At 74.4% G+C, this 17,856-nt stretch carries 14 protein-coding genes, 3 tRNA genes and 1 pseudogene; 6 read left to right on the top strand and 12 right to left on the bottom strand.

Going from position 1 to position 17,856, the window contains the following annotated elements:
- Window positions 1-77: 77 nt before the first annotated feature.
- The 4 genes from ACLQ2X_RS21790 to ACLQ2X_RS21775 all read right to left on the bottom strand — a co-directional run bounded on the left by ACLQ2X_RS21790 (window position 78) and on the right by ACLQ2X_RS21775 (window position 3,879).
- Entirely contained in the window at window positions 78-869 is a 792-nt protein-coding gene (locus ACLQ2X_RS21790; RefSeq protein ID WP_425682927.1) for a putative protein N(5)-glutamine methyltransferase, read from the bottom strand.
- 168 nt (window positions 870-1,037) lie between these two features.
- Complete coding sequence (locus ACLQ2X_RS21785) at window positions 1,038-2,153, bottom strand: cystathionine gamma-lyase (RefSeq protein WP_425682926.1); 1,116 nt, start codon at window positions 2,151-2,153, stop codon at window positions 1,038-1,040.
- Window positions 2,150-3,157, bottom strand: coding sequence for an NAD(P)H-dependent glycerol-3-phosphate dehydrogenase (locus ACLQ2X_RS21780; protein ID WP_425682925.1), 1,008 nt, complete (start codon window positions 3,155-3,157; stop codon window positions 2,150-2,152). The genes ACLQ2X_RS21785 and ACLQ2X_RS21780 overlap by 4 nt, the downstream gene beginning before the upstream one ends.
- Window positions 3,154-3,879, bottom strand: a complete 726-nt coding sequence (locus tag ACLQ2X_RS21775; RefSeq protein WP_425682924.1) for a lysophospholipid acyltransferase family protein — start codon at window positions 3,877-3,879, stop codon at window positions 3,154-3,156. Before ACLQ2X_RS21775 ends, ACLQ2X_RS21780 begins: the two co-directional genes overlap by 4 nt.
- Before the next feature lie 96 nt (window positions 3,880-3,975).
- Here ACLQ2X_RS21775 and cofC point away from each other — a divergent pair.
- The 3 genes and pseudogenes from cofC to ACLQ2X_RS21760 all read left to right on the top strand — a co-directional run.
- Window positions 3,976-4,611 (top strand): annotated as a pseudogene (gene cofC / locus ACLQ2X_RS21770) (2-phospho-L-lactate guanylyltransferase); the annotation flags it as partial.
- A 291-nt stretch (window positions 4,612-4,902) separates the two neighbouring features.
- Window positions 4,903-7,212, top strand: a complete 2,310-nt coding sequence (locus ACLQ2X_RS21765) for an RNA degradosome polyphosphate kinase (RefSeq protein ID WP_425682923.1) — start codon at window positions 4,903-4,905, stop codon at window positions 7,210-7,212.
- 7 nt (window positions 7,213-7,219) lie between these two features.
- Window positions 7,220-8,134, top strand: coding sequence for an NUDIX hydrolase (locus ACLQ2X_RS21760; RefSeq protein WP_425682922.1), 915 nt, complete (start codon window positions 7,220-7,222; stop codon window positions 8,132-8,134).
- 62 nt (window positions 8,135-8,196) lie between these two features.
- Here ACLQ2X_RS21760 and ACLQ2X_RS21755 read toward each other — a convergent pair whose 3' ends face one another.
- From ACLQ2X_RS21755 to leuC, 4 genes are all read right to left on the bottom strand, one after another.
- Window positions 8,197-10,194, bottom strand: coding sequence for an endonuclease/exonuclease/phosphatase family protein (locus ACLQ2X_RS21755; RefSeq protein ID WP_425682921.1), 1,998 nt, complete (start codon window positions 10,192-10,194; stop codon window positions 8,197-8,199).
- A 128-nt stretch (window positions 10,195-10,322) separates the two neighbouring features.
- The gene (locus tag ACLQ2X_RS21750) at window positions 10,323-10,928 is read right to left on the bottom strand and encodes an HU family DNA-binding protein (RefSeq protein ID WP_425682920.1); all 606 of its coding nucleotides are present in this window, start codon (window positions 10,926-10,928) and stop codon (window positions 10,323-10,325) included.
- A 160-nt stretch (window positions 10,929-11,088) separates the two neighbouring features.
- Complete coding sequence (gene leuD / locus ACLQ2X_RS21745) at window positions 11,089-11,676, bottom strand: 3-isopropylmalate dehydratase small subunit (RefSeq protein WP_425682919.1); 588 nt, start codon at window positions 11,674-11,676, stop codon at window positions 11,089-11,091.
- Between the two features lie 14 nt (window positions 11,677-11,690).
- Entirely contained in the window at window positions 11,691-13,133 is a 1,443-nt protein-coding gene (gene leuC, locus ACLQ2X_RS21740; protein ID WP_425682918.1) for a 3-isopropylmalate dehydratase large subunit, read from the bottom strand.
- Between the two features lie 49 nt (window positions 13,134-13,182).
- Between leuC and ACLQ2X_RS21735 the strand changes: the two genes are divergently transcribed.
- Window positions 13,183-13,869, top strand: coding sequence for an IclR family transcriptional regulator (locus ACLQ2X_RS21735; RefSeq protein ID WP_425682917.1), 687 nt, complete (start codon window positions 13,183-13,185; stop codon window positions 13,867-13,869).
- Between the two features lie 119 nt (window positions 13,870-13,988).
- Here the strand turns inward: ACLQ2X_RS21735 and ACLQ2X_RS21730 are convergent.
- The 4 genes from ACLQ2X_RS21730 to ACLQ2X_RS21715 all read right to left on the bottom strand — a co-directional run bounded on the left by ACLQ2X_RS21730 (window position 13,989) and on the right by ACLQ2X_RS21715 (window position 15,344).
- A tRNA-Glu gene (locus ACLQ2X_RS21730) sits at window positions 13,989-14,061 on the bottom strand.
- Window positions 14,062-14,213: 152 nt separating this feature from the next.
- Window positions 14,214-14,286 (bottom strand) — tRNA-Glu (locus tag ACLQ2X_RS21725).
- Between the two features lie 75 nt (window positions 14,287-14,361).
- Window positions 14,362-14,433 (bottom strand) — tRNA-Gln (locus ACLQ2X_RS21720).
- A 107-nt stretch (window positions 14,434-14,540) separates the two neighbouring features.
- Window positions 14,541-15,344 carry a fumarylacetoacetate hydrolase family protein gene (locus ACLQ2X_RS21715; RefSeq protein ID WP_425682916.1) on the bottom strand — a complete coding sequence of 268 codons (804 nt, stop codon included), beginning with the start codon at window positions 15,342-15,344 and terminating at the stop codon, window positions 14,541-14,543.
- A gap of 179 nt (window positions 15,345-15,523) precedes the next feature.
- On the opposite strand from ACLQ2X_RS21715, the gene ACLQ2X_RS21710 reads away from it, so the two are divergent.
- Together ACLQ2X_RS21710 and ACLQ2X_RS21705 are read left to right on the top strand one after the other, a co-directional pair.
- A complete protein-coding gene (locus ACLQ2X_RS21710; RefSeq protein WP_425682915.1) occupies window positions 15,524-16,918 on the top strand; it encodes a hypothetical protein in 1,395 nt (464 codons plus the stop codon).
- A 34-nt stretch (window positions 16,919-16,952) separates the two neighbouring features.
- Entirely contained in the window at window positions 16,953-17,855 is a 903-nt protein-coding gene (locus ACLQ2X_RS21705) for a 3-methyladenine DNA glycosylase (protein WP_425682914.1), read from the top strand.
- Window position 17,856 lies beyond the last annotated feature (1 nt).

Below are 17,856 nucleotides of genomic sequence, written 5' to 3'. Positions count from 1 at the left end.
CGCCACCGCCCTCCCACCGCGCCTGACCTGAGGTTAGTTCTCCACCGCGCCGCCCGCCACGCCGCCGCCGGACCGGGTCACCCGGGGCGGCACGCCGTCACCGCAGTCGCCTCCCGCTCCTCGTCGCGCACCACGCCGGGATCGAGCCCGACGGCGGTGAACGCCTCGCACAGGTCGGGGGCCTGCACGGCGCTGACCTCGACCACGACGTGCCCGCCGGGGGTGAGCCACCGCGCCGCGCCGGCCGCGATCCGGCGCAGCACCGCCAGGCCGTCCGCACCGCCGTCCAGCGCCACCGACGCCTCGTGCAGTCGCGCCTCGGGCGGCAGCAGGGCCACCGCCGCGCTCGGCACGTAGGGCGCGTTCGCCACCACCAGGTCCAGCCGGCCACGCCAGCCGGCAGGCACCGCGTCGAACAGGTCGCCCTGGTAGACGGGCACGCCGAGCGGGTCGAGGTTACGCCGGGCGCAGGCCACCGCGACCGGGTCGATGTCGGCGGCGGCCAGCCAGCGGGGCGCCAGCCGCTCGTGCAGCACCACCGCCGCGGCGCCGGAACCGCAGCACAGGTCCAGCACCGCCGGGTGCGGCCCGGCCACCGCGATCGCCGCGTCGACGAGCAGCGCGGTACGGCCACGGGGCACGAAGACACCCGGGTGCACGACGATCCGCCGGCCGCAGAACTCGGCCCAGCCGAGCAGGTGCTCCAGGGGAAGCCCGGCGACGCGGCGGTCGACCAGCCGGGCCAGCTCCCGCGCCGAGTCGGCGGCGGCGATCAGCAGCTCCGCCTCGTCCTCGGCGAAGACGCAGCCGGCGGCGCGCAGCCGGCCGACGAGGGCGGGGCGGTCGGGGGTGAAACGGGGGGAAACCATGGGAAGCCTCTCGGGTGCGCTCGTCGGCGCTCCCGGCGTCGCCTCAGCGGGGCGACGCGGACTCGGAGGGAGCGCCGGTCCTCTGCTGGTGGATCGGACTCACCTCCTCCGGTCGGGGCCGCACGGGCCGTGGCTGCCGCTCACCATAGCCGGGCGGCGGGCTCGCCGTCAGCCCGCCGCGTCCAGCGCCGCGGTCACGTCGGCGACCAGGTCCGCGGTGTCCTCGACACCGCAGGAGAAACGGACGAAACCGGGTGTGGTGGCATCGCCCCACTGGGCCCGCCGGTCGGCGGTGCTGTGCAGCCCGCCGAACGAGGTGGCGGCGGCCACCAGGCGGGACGCGTCGAGGAACCGGGCCACCCGGTCCGAGTCGCCCAGGTCGAACGAGAGCACACCGGGCACGCGCCGCATCTGCGCCGACGCCACCGGGTACGCCGGGTCGTCGGGCCGCCCGGGCCAGCGCAGCCCGGTGACGTCCGGGCGGGCCGCGAGCAGGTCGGCGAGCGCCCGCGCGTTGGCGGTCTGCCGGGCCAGCCGCAGGTCGAGGGTGGCCAGCGAACGGTGCGCCAGCCAGCAGTCGAACGCGCCGGGTATCCCGCCGGTGGCGTTGCGCCAGGTGGTCACCGCGTCCCGCACACCGGTGTCGCGCGTGGCCAGGTAGCCGATCAGCAGATCCGAGTGGCCGGTGAGCGCCTTGGTGCCGGAGGCCACCACCACGTCCGCGCCGAGGTCCAGCGGCCGCTGCCCGAGCGGCGTGGCGGTGGTGTTGTCCACCGCCACCAGCGCGCCGGCGGCGTGCGCGGCGGCGGCCACCGCGCGCACGTCGGCGACGTCGAGGCCGGGGTTCGCCGGGGTCTCCAGCAGCACCAGGTGTACGCCCTCGAACGACGGGTAGGGCCCGGCCGTCGGCACCAGCACCACCCGCACCCCGAGCTGCTCCAGCGTGTCGGCGGCGAACCCGCGCACCGCGTAGTAGCCGTCGGCGGGCAGCAGCACGGTGTCGCCGGGACGCAGCATGGTCAGCAGCAGCCCGGTGATGGCGGCCTGGCCGCTGGCGAACGCCCGGCAGTCGCCGCCCTCCAGTTCACCGATCGCCGCCTCCAGCAGCCGGCGGGTGGGGTTGTCCGGCCGGCCGTACCCGTCCGCCGACGTGGCCGGGTCGTGCCGCGGGTCGAGGTGGTAGGGCGCGGCGAAGACCGGGCCGGGCAGGAACGGCCGGCCGGGCACCGCGTCCGGCAGGCCGGCGTGCACGCTGCGGGTGCCGTCCCCCCAGTCGCCGCTCACTCGTACGACTCCGGCTTGGCGGTGCGGCTCATCAGCGCGTCCACCGCGAGGCGTGGGTCCATGCCCTCGTGGCAGATCCGCTCGATCTGCTCGGTGATCGGCATCTCGACGCCGTGGGCCCGGGCCAGGTCGCGGATAGCCAGGCAGCTCTTCACACCCTCGGCGGTCTGCCGGGTGGCCGCCTGGGCCTGCTCCAGCGTCTCGCCCCGGCCCAGGTGCTCGCCGAAGGTGCGGTTACGGGCCATCGGCGACGAGCAGGACGCGACCAGGTCGCCCATGCCGGCCAGGCCGGCGAAGGTGATCGGGTCGGCGCCGAGGGCCACGCCGAGCCGGGCCGTCTCGGCCAGCCCGCGGGTCATCAGCATCGCCCGGGTGTTGTCGCCGAACCCCATCGCGGTGGCGATCCCGTACGACAACGCGATCACGTTCTTCACCGCCCCGCCCAGTTCGCAGCCGGTCACGTCGTCGTTGGTGTACGGCCGGAAGTACGGCGTCCGGATGGATGCCTGCACCAGCGCGGTACGCCGGCTGTCGGTGCCGGCGACCACCGTCGCGGCCGGCTGCTCGGCGGCGATCTCCGGGGCCAGGTTCGGCCCGGACACGACCACCACCCGGTCGGCGGGCACCCCCGCGGTCTCGGTGATCACCTGGCTCATCCGCTTGGTGGTGCCCAGCTCGATGCCCTTCATCAGGGACACCAGCGTGGCGTCCGGCGCCAGGTACGGCGTCCAGTCGGCGAGGTTGCCCCGCAACGTCTGCGACGGCACCGAGAGCACCACGATCTCGGCGCCCGTGATCGCCTCGGCGGCGTCGACGGTGGCGGTCACCCGGTCGGGCAGGCGGGCGTCCGGCAGGTACTCCGGGTTGCCCCGGCCGGTCCGGATCGCCTCGGCCACCACGGCCCGGCGGGCCAGGACGGTGACGTCCCGCCCGGCATCGGCGAGGATCTTGGCGAACGCGGTCCCCCAGGAACCCGCGCCCAGCACCGCGACGTGCCCGCTCATTCGGTGACCTCCCGCGTGCCGGTCGGGGTGGGCCGCTGCCAGAGCGGCGGCGGTGTACCGCCGCGGATCTCGGCGACCAGGTCGCGGATCCGCAGCATGATGGTGTCCGTCATCTCCTCCAGGATGGGCCGGGTCGGCGTGGCGCCGGCCCACCGGCTGAGGTCGACAGGCGGGCCGGCGACGACCGTCACCGGGGTGCGCGGGCGCAGCCCGAACCGGGCGGTGCGGGGGTCGAACAGCAGCTCCGGGCCGACCATGGCCAGCGGGATCACCGGGGCGCCGGTGGCCAGCGCCAGCCGGGCCGCGCCGGTCTTGCCCCTCATCGGCCACAGGTCCGGTTCCCGGGTGGTGGTGCCCTCCGGGTAGATCACCACCGCCCCGCCCTCGGCCAGCGCGGCGACCAGCTTGTCGATCGACTTGACCGCCTCGACGGTGCCCCGTTCGACGGGGATCTGCTGGCACCGGTACAGGATCCGCCCGACCACCGGCACGCGGAACAGGCTGGCCTTGCCGAGGAAGCGCGGCCAGCGACCGGCGTCGTAGACGTAGTGCGAGACGACAAGCGGGTCGGCGTGCGAGATGTGGTTGGGCACGATGATGACGCCGCCGTCGCCCGCCAGGTGCTCCATGCCCCGCCAGGTGCGCCGCGTCCAGACGGTCATCAACGGTTTCACCAGCACCACGGCGACCCGCCGCCAGAACCCCAGCCTCCGCGGTGCCAACCCTGCCTCCTCGTTCCGCCCACGCGCCCCGGGACAGAATCATGCCTGTTCGCCCCCGGTCCGGCCAGTGCGGGTGTCGCCGCCGTCGCTGGCAGGATGGTCGGCGTGTCCGAGCTCGGCTGGATCGTGGTGACGCCGGTGAAGCGTCTCGGGGCGGCGAAGAGCCGCCTGCGGGGCGCGCTGCCCGGCGTACCCCACGAGGAGCTGGCGCTGGCCCTGGCCGCCGACACGCTGCACGCGGTGCTGGCGTGCCCGGCGGTCGCCGGGGTGCTGGCGGTCACCGACGACCCGTGGGTGGCCGCGGTGGCCGCCGAGGCGGGCGCCCGGGTGGCCGCCGACCCCGGCGGCGGGCTCAACGCGGCCTGCCGGCACGGCGCGGCCCTGGCCGGACCGGACGCCGCCGTGGCCGCCCTGACCGCCGACCTGCCGGCGCTGCGACCGGGGGAGCTGGCCTCGGCGTTGCGCGCGGCCGAGCTGGCGTCGGCGTTGCGCGCGGCCGAGGGGGTACGCGGGTTCGTGGCCGACGCCCCCGGCGACGGCACCGTGCTGCTCGCCGCCCCGCCCGGGGTGCCGCTGGCGCCCTGTTTCGGCCCCGGGTCGGCGGCGGCGCACACGGCGGGCGGGGCGGTGCCGCTGGCCGGCGACTGGCCCAGCCTGCGCCGGGACGTGGACACCCCGGCCGACCTGGCCGCCGCGGCGGACCTCGGGGTGGGGCCGCGCACCGGGGCGCTGCTGGCCCGCCACGGCGGCCCGCTCCGGTACGGTGCTGACATGCAGGGCACGGTGGCGACCTACGACGCGTCGACCCGCAGCGGGGTGCTGCTGCTCGACGACGGCACCGAGCTGGCCTTCCCGGCGCGCGCGTTCGACGCCTCCGGGTTGCGGCTGTTGCGCCTGGGGCAGCGGGTGCGCATCGAGCGGGACCCGGCCGGCGAGGTGATTCGGGTGACATTGCCGACGATGGCGTGAACAACCCGGCCCGAGTTCATTTTTCGTTCACCCTCTTCGGGGAATCATGAGGTGGTGAGCACCCCTCGCGAGCATTCCGACGGTCCGCCGATCCTCGACCCCGGCACCCACCGCAACGGCCGCCGTACCCGCGGTCGGGACGGGCGGTTCCGCCCACCCGAGGAACGCCTGGGCGACGACCCGGGCGCGGCCGCCGCGACCGGGCTGGACGAGTCCCTCGACCCGGTCGAGGGGCCCGACCCGGTGGAACGGCCCGACCCGCGCGACGAGCCCGGCCCGGACGGAGGGCCGACCCCCGCGCCCCTGCCGGAGGACCGCTTCCTCAACCGCGAGTTGTCCTGGCTCGACTTCAACGCCCGGGTGCTCGCGCTCGCCGAGGACCCCCGCACGCCCCTGCTGGAACGGGCGAAGTTCCTGGCCATCTTCGCCAGCAACCTGGACGAGTTCTACATGGTCCGGGTGGCCGGGCTGAAGCGGCGGCTCTCCGCCGGCCTGCCGGTGCGCGGCGGCGACCGGCTGCCGCTGCGCACCCAGCTCGAACTGATCACGGAGAAGAGCGCCGACCTGGTCGCCCGGCACTCCGCCTGTCTGGTCGACGACGTGCTGCCCAAGCTCGCCGCCGAGGACATCCGCATACTGCGCTGGAGCGACCTGGACGACGCCGAGCGGGAGCGGCTGCGCACCTGGTTCCGGCAGCACATCTTCCCGGTGCTCACCCCGCTCGCGGTGGACCCGGCGCACCCGTTCCCGTACATTTCCGGCCGGTCGCTGAACCTGGCCGTCTCGGTACGCGACCCGGACGGCGGTTCCGAGCTGTTCGCCCGGGTCAAGGTGCCGAACAACGTACCCCGGTTCGTCCGGGTCCACCGCGACCAGCCAGGCGTGCGGTTCCTGCCCGTCGAGGACCTCATCTCGGTACACCTCGGCCAGCTCTTCTCCGGTATGCAGGTGGTCGAGTGCCACCTGTTCCGGGTGACCCGCAACGCCGAGGTCGAGGTCGACGAGGACCGCGACGAGGACCTGCTCCAGGCGCTGGAACGCGAGCTGGCCCGGCGACGGTTCGGCCCGCCGGTGCGCCTGGAGGTGGCCGCCTCCATCTCCGACCACATGCTGGAGCTGCTGGTCCGCGAACTGGACATGGACGACCACGACGTGCTGCGGGTGCCGGGACTGGTGGACCTGTCCGCGCTGTGGCAGGTCTACGGCGAGGCCGACCGGCCCGACCTGAAGGACCCGCCGTTCGTGCCGGCCACCCACCCGCGGCTGGCCGAGGGGGAGGTGCCGCGCAGTGTGTTCGCCACCCTGCGCGACGGCGACGTGCTGGTGCACCACCCGTACCACTCGTTCGCCACGAGCGTGCAGCGCTTCGTGGAGCAGGCCGCGGCCGACCCGAACGTGCTCGCCATCAAGCAGACGCTCTACCGCACCAGCGGCGACTCCCCGATCGTCGACGCGCTCGTGGACGCCGCCGCCGCCGGCAAGCAGGTGGTGGTGCTCGTCGAGGTGAAGGCACGCTTCGACGAGGTGGCCAACATCGGCTGGGCGCGCACGCTGGAGCGGGCCGGCTGCCACGTGGTCTACGGCCTGGTCGGTCTCAAGACGCACTGCAAGACCGCGCTCGTGGTGCGTCAGGAGGGCAACCAGATCCGGCGCTACTGCCACATCGGCACCGGCAACTACCACCCGAAGACCGCCCGGCTGTACGAGGACTTCGGCGTGCTCACCGCCGACCCGGAGATCGGCGCCGACCTGACCGATCTGTTCAACGTGCTCACCGGCTACAGCCGGCAGACCGCGTACCGGCGGTTGCTGGTGGCCCCGCAGGGCATCCGCAGCGGCCTGATCGAGCGGATCGACCGGGAGATCGAGCACGTCCGGCTGGGCATGCCGGGACTGGTGCAGTTCAAGGTGAACTCGCTCGTCGATGAGGGGATCACCGACGCGCTCTACCGGGCGTCCCGGGCCGGGGTGCACGTGGACCTGCTGATCCGGGGCATGTGCACGCTGCGCCCGGGGGTGCCGGGGCTGTCGGAGAACATCCGCGTCCACTCCATCCTCGGCCGGTTCCTGGAACACTCGCGGATCTTCCGGTTCGGCAACAGCGGCGACGCCGAGTTCTGGATGGGTTCGGCCGACCTGATGCACCGCAACCTGGATCGCCGGGTGGAGGCGCTGGTGCAGGTGAGCGACCCGGTGGCGCGGGCCGAACTGGACCACGTCCTGACCGCCGCGTTCGACCCCGAGGTGGACGCGTTCGAGCTGGCCGCCGACGGCACCTGGCACCGGCGTACCGGCACCGCCGACGCGCCGCTGACCCATCTGCAGGACCTGCTGCTGCGCCGGGTCGGCGGCCGGGCGGACTGAGCGGGGCATGGGGCGCGGCCGGCGGGCATACGGTGAGCGGATGACCGACGACGAACCGGTGCGGATCCGCGCGGCCGGCGGGGTGGTGTGGCGACCGGGCCCGGCGGGCGTCGAGGTGTGCCTGGTGCACCGCCCCCGGTACGGCGACTGGTCGCTGCCCAAGGGCAAGCTGGACGCCGGGGAGCACCCGCTGGTGGCCGCGGTGCGGGAGGTCGCCGAGGAGACCGACGTGCGGGCCGTGCCGCAGGTGCGCCTGCCCACGGTCCGCTACCGCAGCGAGGGCCACGCCAAGGCGGTGGACTGGTGGTCCATGCGGGCGGTCGCCGTCGGCGGCTTCCAGCCCGGCACCGAGGTCGACGGGGTGGCCTGGTTCCCGGTCGACGACGCCGCGCGCCGGGTCAGCTACCCGCACGACGCCGAGGTGATCGCCGCGTTCGCGGCGCTTCCCCCGGTCACCGCGACCGTGCTGCTGGTGCGGCACGCCCACGCCGGCAAGCGGGGCACCTGGACCGGCCCGGACCATGGCCGGCCGCTTGACGAGCAGGGGTGGGCGCAGGCGCGGGCGCTGGCGCCGCTGGTGGCCCTGCTCCGCCCGACCCGCCTGCTGTCCGCCTCGGCCCGCCGCTGCGTGCAGACACTGGACCCGGCGGCGGCCCGGCTGGACTTGCCGATCGAGGTCTGCGGCGACCTGGACGAACCCGCGCCGGGCCAGCAGGCCGAGGAGTGCGCGCTGGCCGCCGCCGCCCGGCTGACCGAGTGGGCGCTGGCCGCCGAGCCGGTCGCGGTGTGCAGCCAGGGCAAGGTGATCCCGGGGGCGCTGGAACGGCTCACCGGCCGCGCCGAGGACTTCACCACCGCCAAGGGCGGCGGCTGGCTCCTGCCCTTCGCCGGCGACCGCCTGCTGCTGCCCGACCGGCTGTGAGGCGCTGGCCGCGCAGCCGGCACCGGCGGCCGCGACGGGCCAGCACAGCATGACGGAACGGCTCAGCGCAGCATGACGGTGAGCGTCACCGGGAGGTGGTCGCTGGCCCGCACGCGCGGCGCGCGTATCTCGCGGGCGCCCAGGCCCGGCGAGACGAAGACGTGGTCGATCTGGGCGCGTGGGTCGTCGGCCGGGCTGGTGGGCAGCGGGCGGGCGGCGGCCAGCGCGTCCACCAGGCCGACGCGGGTGAACTCGGCGAACGCGGGGTCGTCCGGTTCGGTGTTCAGGTCGCCGCCGAGCACCAGCGGCAGGCCACCGGCGTACCGGCGGGCGAACTCGGCCACCTCACGGGCCTGCGCCACCGGATCGCGGCCGGGCGGCGGCTGCAGGTGGGTGGCGACCACCGCGAGGTCGCGGCCGCCCAGGTCGAGCGTCACGCCGAGGGCCTGCGCCCCGGTCGGCGCGCCGTGTCCGGCCAGCGACCGGGTCCGCCCGGAACGCATCGGGAAGCGGCTCAGCACCGCGTCACCCCAGACCGGGTCGGCGGCCGGCGCGAACACGTAGGGCATCTCCAGCCGGGCGGCCAGCAGCGCCAGCGTGTCGTGACCGCCGTTGAGCCACCAGCCCCGGTCGACCTCGCTGAGCAGCACCACGTCCGCACCGCGCAGCGGCCGCGCGACCGCGTCCAGGTCCAGCCGGCCGTCCAGGCCGAACCCCATCCGGATGTTGTACGCGGCCACCCGCACCTCGGGCGGGGGCGTGGGCCGCAGGGCCGGGCCGGGGACGTACGGCTGCGTCGCGAACCCGACCAGCGCGCACAGGCCGACGAGCATCCAGGTCCGCGCCGGGCCGGGACGTGCCGGGGCGGGGCCGGAAGGCGCGCCGGAGGCCACCAGGACCACGAGGACGGCCGTGGCCACCGGCACCCACCCGTTGGGGTACCCCAGGTCGTAGGCGGCGTAGTAGGCCACCGTGGCGACCGCGAACACGAGCATCCCGAGCACCGCCGCGCGTCCGCGCCGCGCCGCCGCCCGCTCCCCGCCGTCGGTCTCCCCGCCGCCGGCCCGGTCGTCGCCGCCGGCCCGGTCGTCGCCGCCGGCCCGGTCGTCGCCGCCGGCCCGGTCGTCGCCGCCGGCCTCGTCGCCGCCGGCGGCCCGGTCGTCGCCGGCCTCATCGTCGCCGGCCTCGTCGGTGAGCGCCAGGCAGCCGCCCAGGCCGGCGGCGGCCAACAGGTACGCCGGCACGAGCAGCCCGGCCACGAACAGCACCGCCCCGGCGAACAGTGCGAGCGGCCACAGCACCCGGCCGAGCCGCGCCGGGGTCCGGAACAGGGCCGCGGTCAGGAACAGCAGGACCGCGTACGCGCCCAGCCCGGCGGCGCCGGTGGGGCGGGCGAGTCCGGGGAAGTTCGGCGGATCGGTGCCGGCGGCGGCGCTCCACACCGCCGGGGCGAGCGCCACCTGGTTGGCCAGCAACAGCACCGGCCCGCACAGCAGCCAGGCCCGGCCGCCCGGGTGCCGGACACGGGACCCGCTGTGCGGACCCGGCCCGCCGCCCGTTCCCGCGTACGCGGCCAGGAACGCCAGCACCAGCAGGACGCTCCCGGCCCAGCCCAGGGATCCACCCCGCCAGACGAGGTCCTCGGTGCCGAGCAGCGCGTGCCCCACCGCGTTGCCGGCCACGCCGAGCGTCAGCCCGAGCACCGGTCGGCGTACCGCGGCGGCGGTGGCCGCGAGCCAGACCAGGCCGGCGAGCAGGCCGGCGCTGGCCAACCAGAGCTGCGCCGCGCCGCCAGGTCGCGCGGTCAGCGCCAGCCGCGCGGCGGCCAGCATCCCGGCCGCGGCGAGTCCGACCGGGCGCGGGCCGAACCGGCGTACCAGGATCGGCGCGCCCAGGGCGAGCACGAACCAGCCGAGCGCGAACGCGCCGAGCAGTTCCGCGGGCGTCTCGGCGGCCCGGCCGAAGATGGTGATGACCGACGGGAGCCAGACCCGGAGCACGTCCAACAGGACCGCGATACCCAGCGCCAGAGCGAGGGTACGGAGGTGACGGTGCCGCACGGGCGCCTCTTTCCGTGACCGAGGGGATTTCGGCACGGCGATTCTGCGGTGCGGGCGGCCATGCGGTCAACGCACGCCGGAGGGCGCCCACCGTGAACGGTGGACGCCCTCCGGTTGGAGCGGCCCGGTCAGCGCCGGGTGGCGGCCTTCTTGGCCGGCGCCTTCTTCGCCGCCGTGGTCTTCTTGGCCGTGGTGGACTTCGCCGCGGTCGTCTTCTTGGCGGTGGTCGACTTGGCGGTGGTGGACTTCGCCGCGGTCGTCTTCTTCGCCGTGGTCGTCTTGGTCGCGGCCGCCTTCTTCGCCGGCGCGGCCTTCTTCGTGGCGGTGGCCTTGGTGGCCTTCGCCGCCGTGGTCTTCTTCGCGGCGCCGACGGTCTTCTTCGCGGTTCCGGTGGTCTTCGCCGCCGTGGCCTTGGCGGCCCCGGTGGTCTTCTTCGCGGCGGCGCCCTCCTTGGGCACCTTGCCGCTGGCCACCATCTCCTTGAAGCCCGCACCCGGCCGGAAGGTCGGGACGGACGTCTTCTTGACCTTCACCGCCTCGCCGGTACGCGGGTTGCGCGCTGTTCGGGCACCCCGGACGCGCTTCTCGAACGCCCCGAATCCGGTGATCGCCACCTTCTCGCCCTTGGTGACCGCCGCCTGGACCTCAGCGAGTACCGCGTCGAGCGCGGCCGTCGCCGTCTTCCGGTCCCCCAGGCGAACGGCGAGCGCCTCGATGAGCTCGGCCTTGTTCACGACTTCCTCCCGATTGTGCAACTGACTCGACGCGAGCCATTCTGCGCGCACGGTATGCCCTGTGCTGCCTGGACACAAACATTCGGTGGAAAAAAGCCCTTGTGTCGTAACGGATTCGCCCCCACCGGGTGGGCCGGTGGGGGCGAATAGCGGTGCCAGGTCAGGCTACGGAGGGCAGAAACTCCGGCCGAGTGGCCTCGTACGTGGCGATGTCGGCCTCGTGCCGGAGGGTGAGTCCAATGTCGTCCAAGCCCTCCATCAGCCGCCAGCGGCTGTGGTCGTCCAGCGGGAACGCCCAGGTGGCGTCTCCGGCATGGACCTGCCGGGCGGCGAGGTCGACAGTGATCGGCGTGGCCGGCTCGGATTCCACGAGATCCCACAGCTCTTCCACGGCTTTCAATTCCAGCTCGACCGGAAGGAGGCCTTCCTTGAGCGCGTTGCCGCGGAAGATGTCGCCGAAGCGGGGCGCGATGACCGCCCGGAAGCCCCAGTCCCGCAGCGCCCAGACGGCGTGCTCCCGGGAGGATCCGGTGCCGAACTCGGGGCCGGCGATCAGAATCGACGCACCCGAATGGGCCGGATCGTTGAGGACGAATGACGGGTCCTCCCGCCACGCGTTGAACAGACCGTCCGCGAATCCGGTCCGGGTCACCCGCTTGAGGTACACGGCGGGGATGATCTGGTCGGTGTCCACGTTGGACCGGCGCAGCGGCACGCCGGTGCCGGTGTGGGTGGTGAACTTGTCCATCTCGGCTGCCCTTCTTACAGGTCGGCGGGGGTGGCCAGCCGGCCGACCACGGCGGTGGCGGCGGCGACCGGCGGGGACACCAGGTGGGTGCGCCCGCCCCGGCCCTGACGGCCCTCGAAGTTGCGGTTGGAGGTCGAGGCGGAGCGCTCGCCGGGCTTCAGCGTGTCCGGGTTCATGCCCAGACACATGGAGCAGCCGGCGAAGCGCCACTCGGCGCCGGCGTCGGTGAAGACCTTGTCCAGCCCTTCGACCTCGGCGGCCTCACGGACCGCGGCGGAGCCGGGAACCACGAGCATGCGTACGCCGTCGGCGACCCGGTGCCCGCGCAGCACGTCGGCGGCGGCCCGCAGGTCCTCCAGCCGGCCGTTGGTGCAGGAGCCGACGAACACCACGTCCACCGCCAGGTCGCGCATCAGCGTGCCCGGGGAGAGGTCCATGTACTCCAGCGCGCGACGGGCGGCGACCCGCTCCGGCTCGGTGACGAACTCCTCCGGGTCCGGCACGGCCGCACCCAGCGGCACGCCCTGACCCGGGTTGGTGCCCCAGGTGACGAACGGGGTGATCCGGTCGGCGTCCAGCGTGACCTCGGTGTCGAAGGTCGCGCCGTCGTCGGTGGGCAACGTCCGCCAGTACTCCAGCGCCGCGTCCCAGTCGTCGCCCTGGGGGGCGTGGGGCCGCCCCTTCAGGTACGCGAACGTGGTCTCGTCCGGCGCGATCATGCCGGCCTTGGCGCCCCACTCGATGGACATGTTGGCGATCGTCATCCGCCCCTCCATCGAGAGGTCGCGGATGGCCTCGCCGCGGTACTCCACGATGTGGCCCCGCCCGCCGCCGGTGCCCACCTGGGCGATCAGCGCGAGGACCAGGTCCTTGGCGGTGACGCCCGGGGCGAGCCGGCCGACGACGTTCACCGCCATGGTCTTCGGGCGGGTCTGCGGCAGCGTCTGGGTGGCCAGCACGTGCTCGACCTCGCTGGTGCCGATGCCGAAGGCCAGGGCGCCGAACGCGCCGTGGGTGGCGGTGTGTGAATCGCCACAGACGATCGTCATGCCCGGCTGGGTGAGGCCGAGCTGCGGGCCGATCACGTGCACGATGCCCTGGTTGTCGTCGCCCAGGGGGTGCAGCCGGACGCCGAACTCGGCGCAGTTGCGGCGCAGCGTCTCGATCTGCGTGCGGGAGGTGGGGTCCGCGATCGTGAGCAGGTCGCCGCGCCGGGAGCGGAACGCCGGGTCGTCGTACCCGGTCGGGGTGTTGTGATCCTCGGTGGCAACCGTCAGGTCGGTGCGGCGGACCGTGCGCCCGGCCAGGCGCAGCCCGTCGAACGCCTGCGGGCTGGTCACCTCGTGCAGCAGGTGCAGGTCGATGAAGAGCAGGTCCGGCTCGCCGGCGGCGGAGCGGACCACATGGGCATCCCAGACCTTCTCGGCCAGGGTCCTCGGTTGAGTGACTCCCACCATCTGGACATCCTAAATTCTGGGAGGTAAATTTCGGCTTGTGGGACACAGTATGAGCGGTGTCGGCGTTCTCGACAAGGCGGTGGTCATCCTGGCCGCCTGTGTCGACGGCGCCAGCCTGGCCGAACTCGTTGAACGCACCAAGCTGCCCCGGGCCACCGCGCACCGGCTGGCACAGGCGCTGGAGATCCACCGGATGCTGGTCCGGGACACCCAGGGCCGCTGGCGCCCGGGTCCACGCCTGGGCGAGCTGGCCAACGCGGCCCCGGACGTGCTGCTGACCGCCGCCGAGCCGCTGCTCGCCGCGCTGCGCGACGCCACCGGAGAAAGCGCCCAGCTCTACCTGCGGCGGGCCGACGAGCGCATCTGCGTGGCCGCCGCGGAGCGCGCCAGCGGCCTGCGGGACACCGTCCCGGTCGGCTCGGTGCTGCCGATGGTCGCCGGCTCGGCGGCGCAGATCCTGCTCGCCTGGGAGCCCCCGGAGGCGGTGATGCCCCTGCTCCCCCGGTCCAAGTTTACCGGGCGCACCCTGGCCGAGGTCCGTCGTCGCGGCTGGGCGCAGAGCGTCGCCGAACGGGAGGCCGGTGTGGCGAGCGTCTCCGCCCCGATCCGGGACCGGACCGGCCGGGTGATCGCCGCGGTCAGCATCTCCGGCCCGATCGAGCGTCTCGGCCGCCGCCCCGGCGAACGGCACGCGATGGCCGTGGTGCGCGCCGGCCAACGCCTCTCCGGCCTCTGACCCCGGCCGCGGGATCCTGGTACGGGACGGCCCAGGCCGTACCTGGATCGTGGCTTTCCCCGCGCCGGTGAGCATGCGAACGGCCCGCCTCGCGGGGCGAGACGGGCCGTTCGGTGACGTAGCCCCGACCGGATTCGAACCGGCGCTACCGCCTTGAGAGGGCGGCGTCCTGGGCCACTAGACGACGGGGCCAGGCACTTTCCTGCTTTCACCCGCCCTGCCGGGCGGTGCGGCAGTAGTCTAGCGGCACCACGACGGGCGCCGCCGCGGGGGTCGCCGCCGTGCGCGTCGCACCGGACAGCAGAAAGCCCGCCCCGCGGAAACGGGACGGGCTCACGGTGCTGTAGCCCCGACCGGATTCGAACCGGCGCTACCGCCTTGAGAGGGCGGCGTCCTGGGCCACTAGACGACGGGGCCAGAACCTTCTTGCACTCCGACAGCGGTGAACTGACGGAATCCAGCGGCCGGGATTCTCGCGAACCCGCGGCAGCGCTGGGGTACCAGGACTCGAACCTAGACTAACTGAACCAGAATCAGTCGGGCTGCCAATTACCCCATACCCCATTGGCCCCTTGCGGCGCCGGGAATGAACTTTACCCTCCCGGTGCCGACAGGCCAAATCCAACCCCTCGAAACCCGCCTGACCAGCGGAAACGAGGCATCGGACCAAATCAGGCGACGGGGACGACCGGGTTGCTCAGCTCCCCGATCCCCTGGATCCGCACGGTGACCGTATCCCCCTCGGTGAGCGGGCTAACCCCCGCCGGCGTGCCGGTCAGCACCACGTCGCCGGGCAGCAGCGTCATCACGTGCGAGATGTACGACACCAGGCCGGGCACGTCGAAGACCATGTCCTTGGTGCGCCCGAGCTGGCGTACCTCCATCTCCTCCGGGTTGCGACCCACCTCACAGCGGACCTCCAGGTCGCGCACGTCCAGCCCGGTGGTGATCCACGGGCCGATCGGGCAGAACGAGTCGAAGCCCTTGGCGCGGGTCCACTGCCCGTCGGAGCGCTGGAGGTCCCGCGCGGTGACGTCGTTGGCGCAGGTGAAGCCGAAGATGGCCTTCTCGGCGGTGGCCCGGTCGGCGCGGCGGGCCCCCGGAGCGCCGATCACCACGGCGAGTTCCGCCTCGTGCTCGACCTGCTTGGAGAAGATCGGCAGGCGGATGGCGTCCCGTGGGCCGATCACCGAGGTGGACGGCTTGAGGAAGAGCAGCGGCTCCTTCGGCACCTCGCTGCCGTGCTCGGCGGCGTGCTCGGCGTAGTTACGCCCGACGCAGACCACCTTGCTGGGCAGGATCGGCGACAGCAGCCGCACGTCGGAGAGCGCCCAGCGGGCGCCGGAGAACTGGATCTGTCCGAACGGGTGGCCTTCGATCTCGGCGATGGTCAGAGCCTGCGGCCCGGCCTCCGCTTCGCCCTCGACGACCCCGAACGACATTCCCTTGGCATGAGCGAAACGAGCGATACGCACCCGGCCAATCTATCCCCGTCCCGGACCCCGCCCGCCGGGCACCGGCATCCGGCGCGCCGCGGCCTCCCCCGCGGCGCCCTGCAGGGTACGCCGGACCGCGCCGGCCGGGGCGGGAATGCCGGCTTCGTACCCGCCCGCCGGCTCCCGGCCCATAGCTTCGGAGCCGGAGGTTCGTTCGTATGCCTGCATCGAGACGACACCACAGGGCCCTGGCAGTGTTCGTCAACTGCCTCGGCATCATCGCCGCCCTACCGGCGCTCCCCCCGGCAGCGCCCGGGGCGGCCGCCCATCCGGCCCCGGCCGCCGCCGTGGCCCGCCCACCGGCGGCCACGCCCGCGCGGCCGGTTCCGGCAGCGGCCACCCCGATCCCCACCGGCGTACCGGCAGCCCCTCCGGCGGTGCCGACGACCGGTCCCGCACCGGTACGACCGACGATGCCACAGGTGAGCGTGGCGATGGGCGCCGCCGGCACCCCGGCGCCCGGCTACCGGATCGAGGTGCGCAACGCCGGCGGCGCGCCGGTGGAGGCAATGGTCCGGCAGGAGCTGCCGGCCGGGTCCCGGGCCACCGCGGTGAGCGGCGGCGGGCAGAACACCAGACCCGCCGGGGCGAACGCCGGCGAGGTGACCTGGCGGGTGAGGTTGCCGGCGCGGAGCACCACCACGTTGCACACCGCGCTGTCGACCACCGCTCCCGGAAAGTCGGTGACCGCGCCCGCCTGCGTCTACGGTGCCGACGGCACCCGTCCCTACGACTGCGCCACGGCGACCTGGGCGCGGTCCGGCGCGACCCCGGCGGCGCAGCTGACGGCCGCCCCGACCTGGCGTCGTCCGCCGATTCTGCTGGCCGCGTTCACCGCGCTGCTGGTGGTCACCGCGGGCGCGCTGTGGTGGGTGGTCCGGCGCCGCCGCGGCACGGCGGCAGGGGCCACGGCAGGACCGCCGGGTGGCACGGCGGCAGGCGGCGCGGCGGCACAGCCCGCCGAACGGGGCACCGTCTACCCGCGTCCGGCGCTGCCGGCGCCCGCCTCCCGGCGTCGTCGGCCACCGGTCTGGCTGGTGGTCGGCATGGCGGCGGCGGTGCTGGCCGGTGTGGTCGGCGCGGCGGCGTGGTCGGCCACGCAGCGGGTCGCCGCACTGGACACGACCAAGCAGCCGACAAGCGGCGCGTGGGTGGGCAGCAGCGTCACCGGCGGGCTGGGGCAACCGCTGCGCGAGACCGCGTTCGAGTTCACCGTCTACCGGATGAGCTGCGGCACCGACGTGTTGCCGGCGGGGCCGGGCGGGGGCCGGCCGTGCCTGGCCACCGTCGGCGTGCGCAACGTCACGCCGCAGAACCAGACCTGGCACGGCCAACTGCAACGCGCGTACCTGCCCGACGGGAACTGGGTGCCCGCCGACGAGGACGCCACCCGGGTGGCGAACCTGGGTCGGGACGTGTTCTCCCAGCCGGTGGCCGCGGGCCGGCGGGTGCTGCTGCCGCTGGTGTTCACCGTGCGCGACGGCGAGCCGCTGAAGCGGTTGGAACTGCGCAGCGGCGTGTTCTCCGCGGGCGTGCGGGTGGACGTGGCGTGAGGCCGGGCGGGCCGGCGGTCGTACCCTGGGGTCCGTGACCGCCGCCCGCACCACCGCGCCCGGCCGATGGCGCGCGCTGCCCGCCCCGGTCTGGGCGTCGCTGTCCCGGGCCCACGAGGAGCGCGCCGACGCGCTCACCGCCGGGCACCGCGCCCGGAAGGTCACCGGGGAACGGCACGCCATCGACGACTTCCTGTACGACTACTACGGCACCCGGCCGTCGGTGCTCCGGCGGTGGCATCCCGGCGTGGGTGTCGTCCTGGAGCCGGGACCGGACGGCCCGGCCCCGCACCGGCAGTGGCGTTGGTACGCGACGGACGCGGACGGAGTGGTACGCCTCGACGTGGCCGCGTTCCTCGCCGACCGGGCCGATTCGGTGCGCTTCATCCACCGCCTGTTGTCCTCGATCGCGTCCCGGCCCGCCTTCACCGGCTGCTTCGGGCTGCACGAGTGGGCGATGGTGTACCGCCAGCGCGCCCACCGCCATCCGCTGCCCCTGCGACTCGGGCAGGAGGGCACCGACGCGGTGGTCGAGTCGCATCAGATCCGGTGCACGCACTTCGACGCGTTCCGGTTCTTCACCCCGGACGCGGTCCACCTCAACCGGCTCCGGCCCACCCGGGCGAGCCAGGTCGAGCTGGATCAGCCCGGCTGCCTGCACGCCTCGATGGACTGCCACAAGTGGGCGACGAAGCTCGGCCCGGCGGTGCCGGGGGACCTGGCACTCGACTGCTTCGAGCTGGCGCGGGAGATCCGGCTGCTCGACATGCGGGCCTCGCCGTACGACTTCTCGTCCTACGGCGAACCGGCGGTGGCCGTCGAGACCCCCGAGGGCAAGGCCGAGTACGTTCTTCGTCAACGCGAGTTCGCGCAGCGCGCGGGCCGGCTCCGCGCCCGGCTTGTCGAGGTGTGCGCGACGCTGCTGGCGGCCCCCTGAC

It is taken from the genome of Micromonospora sp. DT31 (genome assembly GCF_049841795.1).
Taxonomy (GTDB): Bacteria; Actinomycetota; Actinomycetes; order Mycobacteriales; family Micromonosporaceae; genus Micromonospora.
Note: the sequence above shows the minus strand (reverse complement) of the source record. Positions and strands in the feature narration are given on the sequence as shown.